This window comes from Bacteroidota bacterium (assembly GCA_018698135.1).
GTDB lineage: Bacteria > Bacteroidota > Bacteroidia > CAILMK01 > JAAYUY01 > JABINZ01.
In genome coordinates, this window is sequence record JABINZ010000274.1 from 24904 (window position 1) to 45269 (window position 20366).

Genomic DNA, 20366 nt, shown 5'->3' on the forward strand with positions numbered 1-20366 from the left:
AGATCACTGATACCCAATACTACTATCTGTTAAACAGATTTAATCCAAAAGAAAAAAAATTGCACAAAGTCATATTTTCTTATCAAAAATACTTAACTTTGGTTACACGAATAGCGAAACTGCTAACTGCTGAAATACAAAGACATACGTCTTCTCCATATTGTTTTTCCCTACAATATTATTTCGTCAAAATTAAACTCAAAACTATGATACTCCATTATTCTTTCAAAAATTCTAAGTTTTCAAATTATGTAGCCCTAATTATTATGTTTTGTATAATTAGTGTAAACTGCAGCTTGGGGCAATCCATAAAACCTACAAGTTTTAGACAGGAAGCTCCTTCACTCGGCTTCATTGAAAACAAAGGTCAAATTATTGATCAAAATAATAAACAAAATCCGGATGTAAAATATTTGCTTAATCTTCCGGGATTAAATGTTCAGTTAAAAGCAAATAGCTTTAGTTATGATTGTTATGTTATCAAGCAAAAAGAACATGCTTCTACTTCTCTTTTTGACGATTTGCAGGAAGACGACATTATTGAACGTTATGCAGTTTCTCAGCGTATTGATATCGAATTTATTGGAGCAAACACATCTCCACAGATAATTTGTGAAAATCCAGCTGGCGATTACCTCAATTATTATACAACATCATTAGCTGAAAGCGGTGCTACTTTGGTAAAGCATTTTGAAAAAGTAAGCTATATCAATTTGTACCCAGGGATAGATCTTGTGTTTATTGCCCAAGCAGGAACAAAAACACCTGTTGAATATAAATTTATTCTGCATCCGGGAGCTGACCTATCTGTAATTCGCTGGAAATACATTGGTAGTGAAAACAACATATTAAAGGATGGGAAAGTTAATATTCAAACCACACACGGAATACTCCATGAAAGCATCCCCTATAGCTATGAATTTGAGACCGGTCGTTTTATTAATATTGAATACAAGGAGCTAAAAAATAACATCTTTGGATTTGATGGTTCCTATAATACACAAAATACTTTGGTCATTGATCCTGTTCCAGATGTTGTTTGGGCCAGCTATTATGGTAGCAGTGGGCGAGATAAAGTAAATGGGGTTGCAACAGATTCTGCAGGAAATGTCTATATAACCGGAGAAACTACTTCTACAACAAATATTGCCACATCAGGAAGTCATTTAAGTTCTTATGCGGGAGGAGCAGTTCACTATAACTGGGGAGGCGATGCCTATGTAGCAAAACTTGATGCTAATGGATCCAGAGTTTGGGGAACCTATTATGGAGGTAGCGATAATGATCAGGGAAATGCAATAGTAACCAACAAAGATGGAGACTCCTATGTAGCCGGCTGTGCAGAATCCACTTCAGGAATTGCAACAACAGGTGCATTCCAAGCAAGCAGAGCCAGTTCATCCTATCATAATCCATTTCTGGCTAAATTTAATTCAGCAGGAAGCCGACAATGGGGAACATATTTTGCCTCAGGAGGAAACGATCATACAGGTTTGAATACACTGGCTTTGGATAAAAGCGGTCATGTTTATATCGCAGGAAGTGCCAATTGTGTTGGTAGTTGTCAGTCCATTACCACCACAGGGGCATACCAAACTCAAAATTCAGCTAGCGGTACAGGAAATGCCTATAATGATGCCTTTGTTGCCAAATTCAGTCCTTCAGGTTCATTGGTTTGGGGAACTTATTTTGGTGGTAATAGAGGTAGTAATCAAGCCAGTCACGACCAAGCTGATGCCGTTTTTGTGGATGACAGTAATTATGTTTATATAGCTGGAAGTTGTGAATCATCTGTTGGCATTGCATCAACAGGAGCTCACCAGACTTCATTTGGTGGATCGGTAGGATCCAAAGATGGATTTATTGCAAAGATTAACAGTACAGGAACACAGGTCATGTGGGCTACTTACTATGGTGGCTCAAGCAATGATTATTGCAGAGGAGTAATCGCTGACGATTCCGGCTATGTTTACGCTTCAGGCATATCAGCATCTTCCAGTGCCATCAGTACCAGCGGATCGTATCAAGCATCTCATGCGGGCGGTAGTTATGATGCATTCTTAGTCAAATTCGACCAATCAGGTACCAGACAATGGGGAACATATTTTGGTGGTGGTGGTACTGAGGTTTTTAGTAAATTATCACAAAATTCAAATGGCGACTTAATTGTAACTGGCTATTTAGATTCAATTTCATCCATTTCAGGTTTAGCTACCACAGGAAGTTATCAAACAACCTATGGAGGTGGTAGCCAAGATGGTTTGATTGTTAAATTCACTACTTCTGGATCACCCATTTGGTGTAGCTATTTTGGCGGAAGCCTGCAGGATATGATTTATTCCAATACGGTTGATACCATTGGGAATATTTACATCAGCGGCTTAACATTTTCAACCAATGCAATTGCCACGAGTGGAACACATTCAACCAGTCAATCAGGGCAAGAAGATGGATTTGTGGCTAAAATACAGGATCAATTGCCTATCATGTTGGAAAGTACAAGCTGTATTCAACCTGACACTTCAGCTACACCGGCAGGGACATTAAACAAAATGATCATTGGCATCAAAGTAAATACCACTGGTGGTTTGGCAGCTGCAAAAATCACCCAGTTTAAATTTGATACTGCTGGCATTTTCAACTACGCCAACATTAATGGAACAGCCAAGGTTTACTATACTGCTAATATTGATACTTTCAACACAAGCAATCTTTTTGACAGCACAGCCAGCACACCTTCATCAACATTTACAATTTCAGGTAGCCAGATTTTGGATACCGGAAGCGTGTATTTTTGGTTGACTCTTGATATAAAATTCAATGCGACAGTTGGCGAATATCTGGATGCACAATGCATCGAAATTAAGTGGGATTCTGCTGGAAATACGGTAACAAATACACCTATAATTTCTTCACCAGCAGGTGATATCAGAATAATTGCACCGCTTAAAAAATTAAATTCTATCAGTTTTAGCCAGCCAACTGTAGATTATGTGTACAGATATTCAACGGATAACCCTATTCTCAGAGTTGACCTGAATGTTATTGGAACAGGTGGAACACTTCCTTTAAACCAATTAGAAGTTGCGGCTAACAACACCGACAATTCAGATGTATCCGATGTTAAGCTCTACTTTACAACTTCCGCTGTTTTTTCAAAAGCAAATATGATAGGTTCAGCAACAAGTCTGACTGGAGGAATAGCAAGCTTTACATCACTTAATTACAGTATGCCTACTGGTACTAGCTATATTTGGATAACATATGATATACCTGGCTCTGCAACTATTTTCGACACTGTTGACGCTAAAATTTCCGCAAATGGAATTAATATTGGAGGGATATTATATCCTACCACTGAACAAAATCCTACTGGCAAAAGGATCATTTTTACAAATTTCCAATACGATGCAGGTGTATCCTCTATCATTAGTCCGGCAGCCCCTTATTGTGATTTGACCCAGACGGTCAAGGTAAAACTCAATAACTATGGTGTTACCACCCTCACAAGCGATACCGTTCAGTGGACGATAAATGGCGTTGATCAATCATCTTACATCTGGACAGGAAGTCTGGCCACCGGTAACAGCAGCGAAATCGTTCTGGGAACTCATACATTCAGCATGGGAACTACCTATACCATCAAGGTATTTCCATCTTATATCAATGGAGTTTATCCAGACAGTTATCATCAAAATGACACAGCCACACTTAGTTTTACCATATATCCAACTCCTGTAGCAAACTTTACTATTAATGATAATAACCAGTGCTTCAAAGGAAATTCATTTGAATTTAGCAATACAACAAGCATTGTATCAGGAAGCTACACAAGTAATTGGAGTTTTGGTGATGCCAATTATTCTACATCCATTTCACCTACGCATTCCTACCAAAGTATCAATACTTTTCCTGTTACACTAATTGTCAGTTCAGCTTATGGCTGTACAGATAGTATCAGTAAAAATGTAATTCTAAAACCAAACCAAACTACTGCTTTTAGCATGAGTGATACAGCTATGTGCTATCAGGGAAATAGTTTTAGTTTTACAAATAACTCAACATTTGGGTATGGAACCCTCACTAATTTATGGGATTTCGGAGATAATTCATCTTCGACAACTAGCTCTCCATCACATACATACAATTCTGAAGGCAACTATCAGGTAAAACTTGTTACAACAAGCAACACAGGTTGCATCGATAGTTTAATAAAAACTGTTGATGTATATGTGCATCCGGTTACTTCATTCCAAATCACCACAGATTCAGCACAATGTTTGGGGAATAATTTATTTGTTTTCAATAATAGTTCAAGCATAAGCAGTGGAAGCTTTACTAGTTTGTGGAGTTTTGGAGACAACAGTTCCTCAACAAATACATCTCCAACAAAATCTTACACTAACTTAGGAAACTATACTATTCAATTAGTAACCACTTCAGATTTTGGATGCACAGATAGTCAAAACAAAAGCATAATTGTTAGGACAAATCCAATAACTGATTTCTCCATAAATGATAGTTCTCAATGCATGAATAGTCACAGCTTTGTTTTTACAAATAATTCCAGCATTTCATCAGGAACATTTAATAACCTCTGGAATTTTGGAGATCAAACTACTTCAACAAACACATCCTTCACGAAAACCTATGCTTCTACAGGAATTTATGATGTGAAACTAGTTACAGAGTCAAATTATGGCTGCAAAGACAGTATCAGCAAAAAAGTATACGTGAGACCAAATGTAGGAACCTATTTTATTATCAACGATAGTGATCAATGTTTAAATGCAAATTCCTTTATGTATAGTAATTATTCATCCATTATTTCCGGCACTTACACCAATAGCTGGGATTTTGGAGACAATACATTCAGTACGAGCAAATCACCTACAAAAAAGTATTTAGGTGTTGGCATCTATACTGTCAAATTAATAACCACTTCTAATTATGGATGTAAAGACAGTTTGAGTAGATTAGCCTATGTACGTCCACATCCTGTTGTTTCTTTTAGTATTAACGACAGTGCTCAATGTGTGAATGCAAATTTGTTTGACTTTACGAATAATACAACCATTTCATCAGGTTCATTCAGTAATTCATGGGACTTTGGCGATTTTGATAAATCAACTCTGCACTCTCCTGCTCATGCTTATACAACTGAAGGAACTTTAAAAGTAAAGCTAACTGCAAGCTCCAATTATGGCTGCAAAGCAAGCAAGGAAAGAAGGATTATTATACATCCTCGTCCATTTTCATTTTTTACACAAGGAATGAATCCACAATGTCTTCGCAGTAATTTATTTTATATGGATAACCATTCATCTGTCAGTTCTGGATCAATAACCAATACTTATTGGCAGTTTGGAGATGGAGACAGCAGTGATTTATACAACCCAAAACATAAATACCTTGCTTCAGGAAATTATACAATTCGGCTTAAAGTGGTTACCAGTTTTGGTTGCATCGATACTTCTTCACGAAAAGCAGATGTTATTCCTCAACCAGAGGCAGGTATGATTATTAGTGATACTGCACTTTGTTTCAGAAATAATGTCTTCAACTTTACTGATGATTCTAAAGCTACAAGCGGTTCAATTACTAATTATTTCTGGAATTTTGGTGATGGGAAATTCAATCTATTGCAAAATACTAGTCATTCCTATAAAAGCACAAAATCATTTTTGATTACACATATTGTAACATCATCCAATGGATGCAAGGATACTGTTACTCAAATAATAGAAGTTCATCCGATGCCTGTAGCCATGTTTTCAATAATGGATAGTATTCAATGCCAGCAAGGCAATTCCTTTGTTTTTGAAAATACTTCAACTTTTGCAGGAGATATGGATTATCAATGGACTTTTGGTGATGGAGAAACATCAATAGATAGCAGTCCTGTACACTCTTATGATGCTTTTGGAAACTTTAAAGTAAAATTGATTTCAATTACGGCTGATAACTGTCCTGATACTATTGAAAATTCAATCATGGTGAAACAATCTCCAAAAATCAATCTGGGTAATGATACTACACTTTATCACAATCAATCTATTAAATTAAATGCTGGAAATGGCTTTGATTCCTATTTATGGTCTAATAGCAAAACAACAAGCAGCATTGTAATTGATACTACAGAAATAGGATTGGATAATCCTACAATATTCTGGGTGAAGGCTTTGATAGATGACTGTGACGGATATGATTCAGTCACGATTACTTTCATTCATAATGTTTCTATTAATGATCCACAAAACAATTTCGATTTATTGATTTATCCGAATCCTACTAAAGATTTTATTTACATAGAATCGAATAAAATATTGAAGGATGTTACAATAAGTCTAACTGATTTAAATGGCAAACTGTTGAGGAAAGAAATCTTTAATAATGAGAATCAAAAGTTGATCGACATGAGAGTACTGGCGAACGGCATATACTTCATTAACCTGAACAGTAATGAAAAAACTGAAGTGGTAAAAATTATTAAATATTGATTATTTGGTAGAAGAAGTGAATTCTGCGAACTGCAGTTCACTTAAATTGCGATAGATTCCACTTTCAACCTGCATGAGTTCGTCATGAGTTCCTTTTTCAGCAAGATGACCTTGATCCAATACAATAATCTGATCAGCAGCCCTAACTGTGGATAAACGATGAGCAATAACTATAGAAGTTCGTCCTTGCATTAAAACTTCTAAAGCATTTTGTACCAGCCTTTCTGATTCAGAATCCAATGAGGATGTAGCTTCATCTAAAATTAATATTTTAGGATCTTTTAATATAGCTCTGGCAATAGCTACTCTTTGACGTTGTCCCCCTGATAATTGGGTTCCTCTCTCTCCTACTATAGTATCCAGTTTCTCTGGGAATTTTTCAACAAACTCCCAGCAATTAGCTTTTTTAGCAGCTTCAACAATTTCTTCATCAGTTGCATTTGGCTTACCGTATCCAATATTTTCCTTAATGCTGCCACCAAATAAAAATATATCCTGAGGAACCAAAGCTATTTGTGCCCGCAATTGAGATAATGGAATTTCGCTGAATTTTAACCGATCATAAAAAAGATTTCCTTCATCAGGGTTATAAAGACGAAGTAATAAAGCAGCAATTGTAGATTTTCCAGCACCACTTGGTCCTACTAAAGCAATTAGCTGATTAGCTTTAATATCCAAATTAAGATCGTTTATTACAGTATCTTCTTTTCGAGAAGGATATGAAAATGACAGATTTTCAATCTTAATTTCACCTTTTAATTCATATGCTGAATCAATATGAATATCATCACTTATTTCTTCTGTATCATTTTCTAGAATTTCAAAAAGATCTTCAGTAGCTCCAACAAATCGTTGAATCCGTGTAATAACAGCTGCCATTCCTCCAATATTACCAGCAATCAGAAAAGTATAAAAAAGAAATCCTACCAAATCGCCTACATTAATTTCACCTGCGCTTACCATTATTGATCCCTTCCAAATTACAGCTATGATAGCTCCCATCATGGCCACCCCTAGAAAAGAATGAAAATCTCCTCTATACTTTCCATTTGTAATTCCAAACTTAACAACCTCTTTGATTTTTTTAGCATAACGTGCTATTTCAAACATTTCATTTGTATAGGATTTTACACTTCTTATTCCTTGTAAAGTTTCTTCAACAATTACGTTAGATTCAGCTACTCCTTTTTGCGCTTTCCGAGATAAATTCCTGATAAATTTACCAAAGAAATAAACCAGAATCATTGTAACAGGAACAATAGCTAACATGAATAATGTCAGTTTTGGAGAATCAAACAATAATATTGTTACTGCTCCTAATACTATAATTAGTTGTCTGAGTAAATCAGCAAGCGATGATGTAAATGCTTCATGAACTAACGAAATATCGGCTGAAATACGGCTATTCAGTTCTCCTACTCTATTTTTATCAAAAAAGCTCAATGGAAGTTTTAATATATGATTGTATGTATTCTTTCGAATATCAGCAACACTTTTTTCTGTAACTCTTGTAAAAAGAACTACTCTTATGTAGGAAAAAATAGCTTGAACGACCAGAACTATGGCTAGAATAAGTATAATTCGATTAAGCTCAGATGTTAACCCTCCTTCATTTCCAATATTAACAATATTCCCTAATAATTTTGGAGCCACCAGATTAGCCAAACTACTGATTAATAAAAGCAGCAATCCAAGTGCATATTCAAACTTATAGGGTTTGATGTAACTGAAAAGTTTCCATACATCATTGAATCCTTGTTTACTGAATTTTTTCTTGTTTAGATGGCTGTAGTCTGTTGAACTATGATGAGGCATAATAAAGTCTTAATTGAGCCTATCAATTAACAATTAGTATGCAAATGTTAAGAACTAGAAATTATGGCAGTAATTGAAGAGAAATTAATTAAAAAACGCCAAAACCACGTTGAATTCAAACGAAGTTTCAGCGTTAGAATAAATGTAAATTAATTCATTTTAAGCTTCCAATCATCTCCGTCTTTCTGAAGCCGATATTTCTCTGTATTTTCATCTCCATTACCATAGATAAATTTCATTTCGACTTTTGCAGTTTCTCCATCTTCTGCAATTTCCTCACTTATAACTTCCATTGACTTAATTCCTTCCTTTTTATCCATTTCAGCTTTCCCCATGGCTAATAAACCGGACAATTTTGTCTTTGAATCTTCATCCATTTCCTGACCACCTAAATACAAATAGTCAAATGCAGCTTCATAATCAGCTTTTTCAACTTTTTCAACAAATGATTTTACTGTGTCTGAAGGTTCTGCTCCTCCACCACCGCATGATACTAATGCGAAAAAAGACACTACAATAAGCATTGATACTAATGATCTTAACATTGTTTAGTTTTTATAGATTATTAAAAAATTAGAATTCATATATTTTTGTTAAATGTGTGCTTTTTATAAAGCTACCAGGCAGTATAAAATCGCCTCCAACTACTGGAATTTGCAGCAAATCGAACTGATTATCGATTAAATCAATATCAATCAGTTTATATAGTTTCCAAATCAATTCAGTACAATACATTTTTCTATCAGAAGACAAATCATATTCATTGTCAAATTCAACCTTGTCTTTATATAAACAAACTGCTTTATTGGCTATTTTCTGTAGTTCAAAGAAGCTTGTTTCAGTACATCTATAAACACCTATTTTTGAAGCCTTGTTCCCTGCAACAAATGAATTTATTGATTCATTTATCAAATAATCGATACCAGATTCAGACTCACCTGGAACAGCATGTATAACATTAAATTGATTGTTTGTGTTTACAACAATACCCACATGAGAGTATTCAGTACTTCTATCCGTCACTAATACTGCCTGACTTGCAAGACTTCTTCCTTTGCGGAAAATCAAATCACCACCATGTAGGTTTGCATGGAGCAGGAATTGATCTTTATTTTTTTGTATTAATTGATCCCTTTCAACCTTTTTGTAAATAATAAAAAGTCCAACAACAGAAGCTATGACAATTATTAGAATTAGCAAATATCGCTTATGTAAGAAAAATCCATTATTATTACTCACTATGTAAATGTATCATTTTTATTTTGATTCATTCAATAATAATTAAATATTTATATTAATTAAAAATACACATATTTAAATTTATGATTATATTAAAGTATCAATAGTGAAGAGTATTGAACAAATATTAAAAGAATCCAAATATCCCATTAGGGGTATATCCTAAAAACCTCAACCATGTTTCTCCTAATATCATAAAAAGAATCCATGTTATTCCCATCATAGTAATACCATATTTGAATGTATCAGACCAACTATATTGATCAGTGCTATATAGTAATAAAGCTGGCTTACTGTTAAAAGGAAGAACGTAAACATGTTCAATAAGCAAAGCTACAGGAAAAGCAAGGCTCAATACCGGATAACCAAATTTTTGTGCAACACCAATTGCAATCGGCACAAAAATCAATGTACGCATTGTTTTCGACTGGAAGATTAGAGCACTAAAGAGCATTGTAAATGTAAGTATTAAATATAAAACGCCAAATGGTGTACTATTATTAAAACCCAGACCATCAAAAACTGCATTAACACTTATTGAAGGGAGGTCTGTTACCTTAAATCCAGCTCCTAGTGTATATGCTCCTGCTGAGAACAATAACAAATGCCAAGGAATATCAACTTCATTCCATTTTACAACACCAATTTTCGGTAATAATGATACAACTGCTCCAAGAAATGCTACAGCAGTTGGGCTAATTCCATGATATTTATCGGTTGTCCATAATGCAAGCACAGCAACAAAAATTGCAACGGACCTAACTTCTTCAAAACTCACTTTCCCCATTTTTGAAAGCTCATCTTTCAGCTTCTCCATTCCTCCCTTGATTTGAGGAACTCGTTCCTCCTTCTTTATTGGGAAAATAAACTTAGTTCCGACAAATAAACCAATAATCATAAGGGCTAAGGAAATTGGGAATGCAACTATCATCCAATCTGTAAAAAAAATATCAGATCCAATAGCTCCACCAATTAGTGCAGCTGCTAAGAGATTGGCTCCAGATCCAGTAACAAAAGCTCCTGCACCCATATTAATTTGCAACAAATTCTGTAGAACCAAGTTTCTGCCAAAATTATTTTTGTCCTTACCACCAGTAGCACCATATACTGCAGCAATAACCATAAAGATCGGTAATAAAATAGCTGCCTTTGCAGTTGTTGCAGAAATAAAAGCAGAAAGAATTAAGTTGATCACAATAAAACTGACAAAAATTGAAGATGCATTTTTGCCAAACTTAATGATAAACCATAAGGCAAATCGTTTGGCAACACCCGTCTTTACCAGCATACTTGCCAATACAAACGATAAGATATTTAACCACATTACTTTATGTCCTAATTGATGATAGGCATCAACTTCTGAAAGCACATTGGTTAAAACTAATGCAATAATAAGTATCAAGGATGTTAAGTAATTTGGTATAGCTTCTGTTATCCATAAAATGATGGCAGCTAAAAAGATGGCCAGCATTGAAATATTTGTCGAGGTAAATGCTTCTGATCCAATGGCATCATATACGGTTCTTGCTTTATCACTTAATGTTGATGGATCAATATTATGCAAGAATGATAAATCTGCAAAATAGTTTAAAAAAACAAACACAATAATGGCTAGTGGAGCACCAGCAATCAACAAAATCTTTTCAAACTTTGACCGCTCTCGCTGAGGCAACTTATTCAAGTGATAATTCCTCATGTCCAATGGATCAAATCCATTCCCATTTAATTGCTCATTATTATCTATCTGTCCTTTCTTGCTTTGCATTGAATAAAATTTTGCATTGAATACAAAAAACCAACTTCTCTAGTAACAAATACTAGTGCTGCTTACCATTTAGAATATGGATTTTTCATCAACATAGAATTGTAATATTTTACATCTCCTGTTACTTCCTCTCCTAACCATACAGGCTTTTCAAATGTTTCGTCCTCTGAGTTTAGTTCTACTTCAGCTATTGTTAAACCTTCATTTTCTCCATAAAACTCATCTACTTCAAAAGTGTGTTTTCCTGCCTTCACTAAAAACCGAGTTTTATCTATTACACCAGGCTCACATATTTCGAGCAATTGTTGAGCTTCTTCGACTGGAATTACCTTTTCCCATTCATAGCGTGATGCACCTGACTTGCTCCCAATTCCTTTAACAGTAATAAATCCATTTTCACCTTTAATCCTTACACGAACTGTTCGCTCTGGAATTGATGATAAATAACCTTGAGTTATACGAACCTGCTTAACTGCTAGGGCTTTAAATTCTCCTTTAACATGAAACTTACGTTCTATTTCTTGTGCCATATCACTTAATTTATAACTATTACTAATTATTCGTTTGCTAAAGGATCATCAATCATCCCTATAACTCGTTTAATTGCTTGCAAGTAGTTGATATTTTCAACACCTTCAAGTCCAAGATCTGCAATTGTTTTTTTGATATCATCCACTTCAGTTGACTCAGAATTAATTGATACTACTTTTGCACCATTGATAAGTACATTTGCATACTCACAAATTGTATCATTCACCATATATCCAAACCTATGTTTGTAAACACGTACTGCTTGAAGATCTTTGTTTTCAATAATCATTGCAAGGAATTCGTCTAAAGTATATTCATCCTTTTCTAAAACAGGCATTTCAACCATAAACGCTGGAAAGACCTCTTCTTCAAGCACATTTTTTTTCATAGGAAACTCACCTTTCATTAATGGATTCCACTGTTCCAAACCATCAACAGTTTGTACATAGGTTTTAATATCCATCTTACCATCACGTATTTTGGTGTTATTAATATTGTTAGTACGTGATAATATATATATTTCGTTTGAACTTCGCTCCCACACTTTTTTTGGTACTGGTACTGATAAGCGTACCATTAGTTTGTAAGCTTCGTCAAAAGACTGTCCAAATGATCTAAATTCAAATCTTGGTTTTGACTGTTCGCCAATTTTCATTTCTTTTTTTGTCATTTTAATCCTTTTTGCTTGACTGGATGTTAACAATTCAATTATTACTAACTACTTAAAGTCAAAATAGTGAACTTCTTTTAATTTTTTGTTAGATGCAAGTGATCCATAGGACGAGGAAACAAACCGATCACCCTTTTAATAGCCAATGGATAATTAACATTTTCTTCTTGTTCGTTGAAACCAATTAAGGTTTTTGTATCTAAAATATCTTTTAAATCTTCTGATTCGACTGCAATTGTTTTAATAAGTGCCCCATTTATTATTACTTCTGCAACCTCACAAATACAGTTATTAATTGTATAAGCATATCGTTTTTTCTGAGTGTAAACTGCGATAATATCAGGATCAGGGCTAATTAATTCATCTAGGAATTGTACAAGTGTATATACATCACGTTCAAATGGAGGGGACTCTACACCAAAAGCGGGGAAAACCTCAGATCTTATAATACTGGCTTTCATCGGAAATTCTCCAACCAAATAAGGTTCCCATAATTCTAAAGACTTCTTTTCAGAAAGCAGGACCTTAATATCCATCATTTTATTCCGAATTTTGACATTATTCTTTATATTTCCGGCAGACATCAGATACACTTCATATATATCACGAATTCGCTCCACTTTCGAAAGCTGATTCATCTTATTGATCAATTCCTCTAAATGATGTCCGAATGCTCTAAATTCGAAACGTGGTTTTATTTGATTTTCAGTAGTCATATTTGCCTTCGCCTTTATTTATGTATTTTAAAACTCTTGATATTATCTTTCTAGCTTTTATTCAATAAACTCATAAAAACAATGCTCTTTTACATCGTTAAATCAATTTTATAAAGCTTATTATTAGGGTCTGAAACAACATAAGCCTCTGTTTCATCATCATTTACTACAATGCCTTCAACACCTGAAATAGGTAAATCATATATTTTCAATGCAATTCCTTCTGTTGTGCATTGTGTTAGAGTTCTTGACTCATCACTAACAATCCAGATAGTATTACTTATATGATGGTAGAATAAACCAGAATAATCGTGAGCAAATCCTAAAACTAGTTGAGTAACTGAATTACTTTTCACATCATACTTAATCAGAGTTCCCTGCATTTTCTCTTTCAGCATGTAATATACTTCGTCAGAATGATTGTATGTAAGACCTTCCAAACCTGAATTACCGGGCGTTTGAAGAATATCATATGTTGATTGAAAAACACCTATACTATCTAACTTTATTAAATTACCTTCCCTCTCTTCACAAATACAAATTTCTGAAGTTTCAGAGTCAACTGTAATACCTTCAAAATCATCACCTTTAAATGGCAACTCCCTCAACACATCTCCAGTTAATGATATTTGATATATTTTACCTTGATCGCTAACCGTGTATAACGATAGCTTATCTTTAGAATATGCAAGTCCAGATGGTTCTTCTATTTGAATTTCATACGAGTCTTTAATAATTGACATATCAATATCAAAAGATTCAGGACGGCATGAAAACATGAATAAGAGCCCTAGTATTGAAAACAAAAGAAATCTATTTTTCACTTAACTATTCTTTAAGTTACATAGCATGTTAATAAATATGAAGCCCGTTTAATACGAGCTTCATATTATATTTTATTATTGCACTATATAACTTTGCCATTTACTTGAATCGTCTTTGAAATCATCAGAGCTATCAAAAGCACCATCTGCAGGAGAATCATCAACTGCTAATAGGTCACCATTCATACCAAAATAATATTCTGATGTAGCTGTTGCTATTCTGGCATAAAATTTAATGGTAGCACCTGAGGTACTGGTAGTTCCATCCAAAGTACCATCAGTTTTTTCAACATCATGGCCTTTCATATTTATGGTTACACCTGTTTGGGTAAATGAAGCATCATCTTCACCTTTTACTTTATTTGCTTTTACATATTTGGCTTCAGTACCAGCAAAATAAATTCTAGCTTCAACAATTGTTTCAGAAGAAACATACTCAAGAACAACATTAATATCGTTAGTAGCATCTGGTGTTGCTGGAAATTCGAATTTTGAAAGTGTAACTGGGGCTTTATTAGTGTATGTATTCCACAAAGTTGGATCAGCTTTAAAATTATCTGCATTGGTAGGATCTCCACCATTTGCTTCATCATCAACAATAACATTTCCATCTTTGTCATAATAAAACGCTGTTCCGTTTGATAATGTTAATCGAATATAGAATGAGATTTTAACACCAACATCACTTGAGTTTCCTACTACGGAACCACCAGCATCTTCAACATCAAGATTTGCCATGCTAATGGTTACTCCTGTTTGAGTAAACGAAGCGTCATCCTCTCCTTTTACTTTATTTGCTTTTACATATGCGGGTGTACTACCTGCTGCAAAATAGATACGCGCTTCATCAACAGTGACTGTACTTGTATAAGCTAGCTCAACTGTTTCGTATCCTGCAGTTGGTGTTTCGCTATATACTAAGTCCAAAGTTGGAGCAGAAACACCACCTGAAATTGGAGTATATGAATACCAAAGTGCAGCATCAGCTTCTAACGTTGTTAAATCCGAAACTTTATTATCTTTATCATAATAATACACATTTGCATTATCAAGAGTAACAGCAACGAAGAATGAAACTTTTTCGTTTTCAACATTTAAATCTGTCATGGTAACAACAGCTTCGTCAGTACCAATTACACCTGTTAATTTGTTACTCACATTATAAACTGGAGTATTTCCTTTTGCATAAAACACAGAAACATCTGTAACTGTTTCAGTAGTAGCATATTTCACAGTTACTTCTATAGTATTGCCAGCAGCCGGAGCAGCATTAAATGTTGTTGTTACGCTAGGAATACTTGCATCACCCTTGTTTGCAGCACCTGGTGTAGCTTCAGTTCCATTTAACCATACATCTCCTCCATCAGGTATTCTACTGAAAGATGTACCGTCCGCTTGAGAAGGTGGGCAAGTTACTAAATCAAGTAAAGTCCCATCAGGTTTTCCAAAAGAAACATCCTCGCCACCAGAACTAATAGATACAGTTAATTCTGGTTGAGTCACAGTATAATATCCTTTAGCAGCAATTTTAGTTCCCTGAGGAATAACAAAACCACCTTTTGGATCAGCTGCGTCATTGATTAAATATCCTGAGATATCTGCTTCAACTGTACCCTTGTTATAAAGCTCTACCCAATCACCTTCAACGGTAGGATCCGGATGCTTTGAAAAAATCTCATTTAAGACAATATCCGAATCTTCGGGAGTAGGAGGTTCATATGGATCATCCTTTACACAGCTTGACAACAGCGTTGTTATAGCTACAATTGTTAATAATAATAAATTTTTCATACTAAATGGTTTAAGTTTTAATAAAATATTTGTTAAATAATCTTTAATAATTAAATTTTTTAGAAGTCGATTTCACATCTCCAAATAAGCATGCTGTAATCAAATCCCGTACCTGATTCCAAAATGTAATCGGCATAATCGCCAGCTCCATTTGAATACCTATCATGGTCAACATAAGAATAGTTAAGCATGAATTTAACATTGCGGGAAGCATAATAATTGAGACCCAAAGAAAACTGACCTTTTTGTCCTCCACGAATGCCATGGTCAAAATCGTTTAAATTAATATAAGAATAACGCGCTGCTACTTCCCAAGCGCCTCCTTTATTTTCAGCTTTAACCTGAGTAAATTCCCCTTCACGATAATTCCAAGGATGATTTTCACCTGTTAGTAAATAGGCTGATTGCACATAAAATCCACTGAAATTAATTGGATCTGAACCGGCTTTCATAGCCAATCTATTAAAGTGATACTCACCCGTCATTCTCCAAGGACCAAATGAAATTGCAGCGTCAAAATTAATATTGGTAGCCGTTTTAACACCACCAACTTTTGCTACAGTAAATTCTAATTCTGAAACTTTGGTTTCATCTTTTGGATCGTATTTAATTCGGCTATCTGGATGCTTATATAGGCCAGGAGTGCGAATTGAATACCCACCGCTTAATGAAATAAGTTTTCCAGGATCATTTATTATGTAATAAGCGGCTCTAGATGAAAAGCCTTTCATCGGCTGAGCTCCTTGCATAATACCTTCATTCGAAGGAATATCTTCATCGAAACTACCTTTGAAATAATTTGCATCACCTTCTAACTGATCGTGTTGATTTCTTGTTTCTTCGGTATGAACTGCAGCTGAAAACATATAACTTGTATTCCAAGATGCCCAGCCTATACCAATCCTACGATTAGGGTTGAATTCTGCAACACTCGCCCTTTCAATTATTTTTAAATAACGTGAAGTTGTGGTTTGTTGCATACCTTGTGGCATACGAAACTGACCAATTCGTAATTGTGCCCATGGTTTACCAGCTTCTCCAAAATATTTCCGTAAATAAACATCTTTGATGTCAACCATATTTCCATCAAAATCAAAATCGATTTCAGCGTACCAGTTATCACCAACATTGGCTTTAACGGCAAACCTCATTCTTCTTAACTTTAATAATTGAGATGGTACATCTATTTGGCCAGCTAATTTGTTTTCATCTGGAGTTAGATTGTGATCATAGTTATCAAAATATGTCGCACCATCTAAGTATACTCGATTGTCTAACCAAAGTTTGTAATTTTTATCTTTGGATTCAAACGCAATAAACCCTCCGCGTGACTCTACAATCAATTCTTGTCTTGATACTTTTTGGCCATATTGATTGAATCTAACATTAGTCGTTAAAATAACATCAATTTGCCCTTTATAATCATCTGTGTTTACACGAAATTCATCGTAGTCAGCATGATTAAAAATTAGAATTTTAGTTGATCCAGTATTTTGAATAGAAAAAGTTCCATCATTTTTTGACAAAACTTCCATTTTTGAGCCCTGAAATCGGATGCTCGCACCTTCAATTGCTTTTCCAGTTTCTGAATCAACAATTTTACCTGTGATTGATTCCTGAGCGATTGTGGTCCCTGTTATTGCCATCAATAACAGAAAAATCATAAATCTGTAAGTTCCTCTCATACTTTTAATTTTTGTTTATATCATTTATACTTTTCCAATAATAATTGAAAGATTTTCATCTTTATTTACTTTTAGTTTTTTCCTTAATCTATACCTACTCATTTCAACGCTTTTAGGTGAAATATTTAAAAGGGATGCTATTTCCTTTGTAGTTAAGTTAATTCGAATGAGTGTACACAATCTTATCTCATTAGTAGTTAGGTTAGGATAGTTATGCAATAGCCTTTTTTTGAACTCTGAATTAAGTTTCTCCGCATATTGGTAAAATGTATCACGTTCTTTATCAACATTAAGGTTTTGATTAATCTGGAGCATTAATTGATTGTACTCCTTTTCACCGATGTTATTCCCTTCCTGAAGGCGCACTTTGAAGTGCATAATTTGCATTTTAATATTTTTCAAAAAATCATTTTTCTGAATAATACTAAGTGCCATATCTGTAAACTCTTTGCTCTGTATTTTGTTTTTACTTAAATTTTTCTCAAGATCATTATTTCGTTCCTGTATCCTTAATTTTTCTTTTAACGAATTGACCTTCTTTTCTTTTTTTGTTAACTGTTTTTGTAGCGATTTATACTTTATTTTCCGATACCTGTGATAGATAAGGAAACCTATAATAATCAATATAGCTATACCAATTTCTATTAGTAAGTTCCTAGAAATTTCCTTATTTGCATTCTCAGCAGATTCATCCTTATCGCCTTTTGTTTGGACAATTTTAATAGAATCAGTCGATCCTTTTACTTCAGAACCAACACTATCAATTGTTATAATATTTTCAATCACTTTAGGTTCTTCTATTTGCTGGTTAACAACAACTTCTGTCTTTGTTTGCACAGGCAACATAAATACATTATTAACAAAAAACAATAAGAATAATGATACGACACCAGCAATTATTGGAGTTGTAACCCAGCCTGCTGTAATTCCTCCCAAAACACGAAGCTTAATATTACGCCCACCTTTAATTAATCCTATACCAATAATGGCACCTACAATAGCTTGTGAACTTGATACTGGTACCAAGGGAATTGCTGGGAGCCCAATACTTTGAAATGCATTTGACAAACCTTGTGAAGAGAAAACGAATAATACCAATGAATGAGCTAAAACAACAATCATAGCTGTTTCTCCTGAAAGTGGCATTAAATTGCTACCAACAGTTTCCATGACCTTACGTGAATAAGTAAAAATTCCAATAGCAATTGCCAAACCTCCAATAAAAAACAGCTGTTGAGCACCAGAAAATGAGATTATACCAAAATCCAAAGTTTCTAAAGGAATTGCTGGAACAAAAACACCCATTACGTTTGCAATATTATTTGCTCCTAAACTAAATGATCCAAAAGCACCTACTGCTAATAAACCTGTACGTAAATAGGCATCTCTTTTTAATAAATGAAGATTTACTTTTTTTAAGACAAAATTTAGAATTAAGTATAGTATAATTGCGAAAACGGCACCCATTATTGGGCCACTTATCCAGGTTGAAATAATTTTAATTAATGATGTTGTATCTGTTACATTCCCAGTATACAAATTCCAGCCAATAATAGCTCCAACAATTGCTTGAGAAGTGGAAACTGGTACTTTAAGGCGAGTCATCCAAAAGACTGTCAAAGCTGCTGCTAAAGCCACTGTAAATGAGCCTGCTATAGCATCTACAGCTCCTAATTTCCCAAGTGTATGAGAAGCACCTGCTCCCTGAAAAACAGCACCAAGTATTACAAAAATTCCAGCAATAATGGCTGCTTTTTTAAATCTGACCATACGTGAACCAACCGCTGAACCAAATACGTTAGCGGCATCGTTAGCACCTAATGACCAACCTAAAAACAACCCACTGGAAAGAAAGAGTAATACCATTACATCATAACTTTGATAGAAAGCTGTGAAAGAATATCTGCTACTTCTTCAGCACAGTCTGAGACCTGCTCAATGTGTAATGCAAAATATCGCAAGTGGATCTTCTGGGCAAGTTCTAATTCATCCAATTCCTGAAATAGTTTGAGTTTAATATCATTTGCAAATTTGTCTGCTTCACGTTCATAAAGGTAAATTTTGTGAATATAATCTTTAATTCGCATGGGCTCAGTAAAAAATAACCTTGCTGCAGAAATAGCTGCATTGGCAGCTGCTGTTGAGATTTCGGTTAAGCGGGAATAATCTTTCACCAAAGCAGCTGGTATTTCAGGAACTTCAACCTCAAATTCACCTACATCTGTTTTAGCTGTATCAATTATATCATCTAATTTGTCAATAAGCAATATTACATCTGCAGAATGCTGTGGGATAAGTGAGTGTATAAAAAAATAGTTTTCAATTTTTCGTTGAATTGAATCTGCTCTTGCTTCAATTTTATCAAGTCGTTTCAAATTTTCCTTAAAGCGATCTTTATCATCATCCAGATAATTATTTATTGCTTCATTAAAAAGCATGACGCCCTCTTCAATTGCATTTATAAACTCATCTACATGATGAATAACCTTTCCTGCTGTCTTAAATAATTTTGACATTTCTTCTTTGACTTAAATCAACACTTTGGATTCAAAATAACAACCAGTAAATTCAATTTCGAGACGCTAAAATACTTCAAACATTCATTAATAATAGCTGTAGAGTGTTAATTGTTTTCTAAAACACTAATTATCAATAATGTAAAACAAAGGATGTAGTGTAATTTACAAAAACGTTGTACTATTTCCTACTTCACTAGTAAAATTCAATATTCATTAATTGATGTTCAATTAGCTGTAAAAAATGAAATAGGTTAAAAAAGAAAAAACCTCACAAGCTTCTCTTCATCGAAACCAGTGAGGTTTAAATTAAC

13 protein-coding genes are annotated in these 20366 nt (G+C 34.3%); 1 reads left to right on the plus strand and 12 read right to left on the minus strand.

The window, feature by feature from the left end:
• Window positions 1-206: 206 nt before the first annotated feature.
• Window positions 207-6500, plus strand: coding sequence for a PKD domain-containing protein (locus tag HOG71_16885; protein ID MBT5992523.1), 6294 nt, complete (start codon window positions 207-209; stop codon window positions 6498-6500).
• Here HOG71_16885 and HOG71_16890 read toward each other — a convergent pair whose 3' ends face one another.
• From HOG71_16890 to HOG71_16945, 12 genes are all read right to left on the minus strand, one after another.
• Window positions 6501-8315, minus strand: a complete 1815-nt coding sequence (locus tag HOG71_16890) for an ATP-binding cassette domain-containing protein (GenBank protein MBT5992524.1) — start codon at window positions 8313-8315, stop codon at window positions 6501-6503.
• Between the two features lie 149 nt (window positions 8316-8464).
• The gene (locus HOG71_16895; GenBank protein ID MBT5992525.1) at window positions 8465-8860 is read right to left on the minus strand and encodes a DUF4878 domain-containing protein; all 396 of its coding nucleotides are present in this window, start codon (window positions 8858-8860) and stop codon (window positions 8465-8467) included.
• Window positions 8861-8888: 28 nt separating this feature from the next.
• Window positions 8889-9554: a hypothetical protein gene (locus HOG71_16900; GenBank protein MBT5992526.1), complete on the minus strand. Its 666-nt coding sequence runs from the start codon at window positions 9552-9554 to the stop codon at window positions 8889-8891.
• A 127-nt stretch (window positions 9555-9681) separates the two neighbouring features.
• Window positions 9682-11250: a DASS family sodium-coupled anion symporter gene (locus HOG71_16905; protein ID MBT5992527.1), complete on the minus strand. Its 1569-nt coding sequence runs from the start codon at window positions 11248-11250 to the stop codon at window positions 9682-9684.
• Window positions 11251-11381: 131 nt separating this feature from the next.
• Window positions 11382-11849, minus strand: a complete 468-nt coding sequence (locus HOG71_16910; protein ID MBT5992528.1) for a CYTH domain-containing protein — start codon at window positions 11847-11849, stop codon at window positions 11382-11384.
• A 26-nt stretch (window positions 11850-11875) separates the two neighbouring features.
• The gene (locus tag HOG71_16915) at window positions 11876-12520 is read right to left on the minus strand and encodes a hypothetical protein (protein MBT5992529.1); all 645 of its coding nucleotides are present in this window, start codon (window positions 12518-12520) and stop codon (window positions 11876-11878) included.
• A 77-nt stretch (window positions 12521-12597) separates the two neighbouring features.
• The gene (locus HOG71_16920) at window positions 12598-13236 is read right to left on the minus strand and encodes a hypothetical protein (GenBank protein MBT5992530.1); all 639 of its coding nucleotides are present in this window, start codon (window positions 13234-13236) and stop codon (window positions 12598-12600) included.
• 89 nt (window positions 13237-13325) lie between these two features.
• On the minus strand, window positions 13326-14060 hold the full coding sequence (locus HOG71_16925) for a hypothetical protein (protein MBT5992531.1): 735 nt from the start codon (window positions 14058-14060) through the stop codon (window positions 13326-13328).
• Window positions 14061-14135: 75 nt separating this feature from the next.
• Entirely contained in the window at window positions 14136-15851 is a 1716-nt protein-coding gene (locus HOG71_16930) for a hypothetical protein (protein MBT5992532.1), read from the minus strand.
• A 59-nt stretch (window positions 15852-15910) separates the two neighbouring features.
• Complete coding sequence (locus HOG71_16935) at window positions 15911-17536, minus strand: hypothetical protein (GenBank protein ID MBT5992533.1); 1626 nt, start codon at window positions 17534-17536, stop codon at window positions 15911-15913.
• A gap of 24 nt (window positions 17537-17560) precedes the next feature.
• Window positions 17561-19402, minus strand: a complete 1842-nt coding sequence (locus HOG71_16940) for an inorganic phosphate transporter (GenBank protein ID MBT5992534.1) — start codon at window positions 19400-19402, stop codon at window positions 17561-17563.
• Window positions 19402-20052 carry a DUF47 family protein gene (locus HOG71_16945; GenBank protein MBT5992535.1) on the minus strand — a complete coding sequence of 217 codons (651 nt, stop codon included), beginning with the start codon at window positions 20050-20052 and terminating at the stop codon, window positions 19402-19404. The genes HOG71_16940 and HOG71_16945 overlap by 1 nt, the downstream gene beginning before the upstream one ends.
• Window positions 20053-20366: the final 314 nt, after the last annotated feature.

Excerpts from the sequence above, each read along its gene's own strand:
- HOG71_16885 (MBT5992523.1), top strand. The coding sequence starts at position 207 with ATGATACTCCATTATTCTTTCAAAAATTCTAAGTTTTCAAATTATGTA.
- HOG71_16890 (MBT5992524.1), bottom strand. The coding sequence starts at position 8,315 with ATGCCTCATCATAGTTCAACAGACTACAGCCATCTAAACAAGAAAAAA.
- HOG71_16895 (MBT5992525.1), bottom strand. The coding sequence starts at position 8,860 with ATGTTAAGATCATTAGTATCAATGCTTATTGTAGTGTCTTTTTTCGCA.
- HOG71_16905 (MBT5992527.1), bottom strand. The coding sequence starts at position 11,250 with ATGAGGAATTATCACTTGAATAAGTTGCCTCAGCGAGAGCGGTCAAAG.
- HOG71_16910 (MBT5992528.1), bottom strand. The coding sequence starts at position 11,849 with ATGGCACAAGAAATAGAACGTAAGTTTCATGTTAAAGGAGAATTTAAA.
- HOG71_16915 (MBT5992529.1), bottom strand. The coding sequence starts at position 12,520 with ATGACAAAAAAAGAAATGAAAATTGGCGAACAGTCAAAACCAAGATTT.
- HOG71_16920 (MBT5992530.1), bottom strand. The coding sequence starts at position 13,236 with ATGACTACTGAAAATCAAATAAAACCACGTTTCGAATTTAGAGCATTC.
- HOG71_16930 (MBT5992532.1), bottom strand. The coding sequence starts at position 15,851 with ATGAAAAATTTATTATTATTAACAATTGTAGCTATAACAACGCTGTTG.
- HOG71_16935 (MBT5992533.1), bottom strand. The coding sequence starts at position 17,536 with ATGAGAGGAACTTACAGATTTATGATTTTTCTGTTATTGATGGCAATA.
- HOG71_16940 (MBT5992534.1), bottom strand. The coding sequence starts at position 19,402 with ATGGTATTACTCTTTCTTTCCAGTGGGTTGTTTTTAGGTTGGTCATTA.
- HOG71_16945 (MBT5992535.1), bottom strand. The coding sequence starts at position 20,052 with ATGTCAAAATTATTTAAGACAGCAGGAAAGGTTATTCATCATGTAGAT.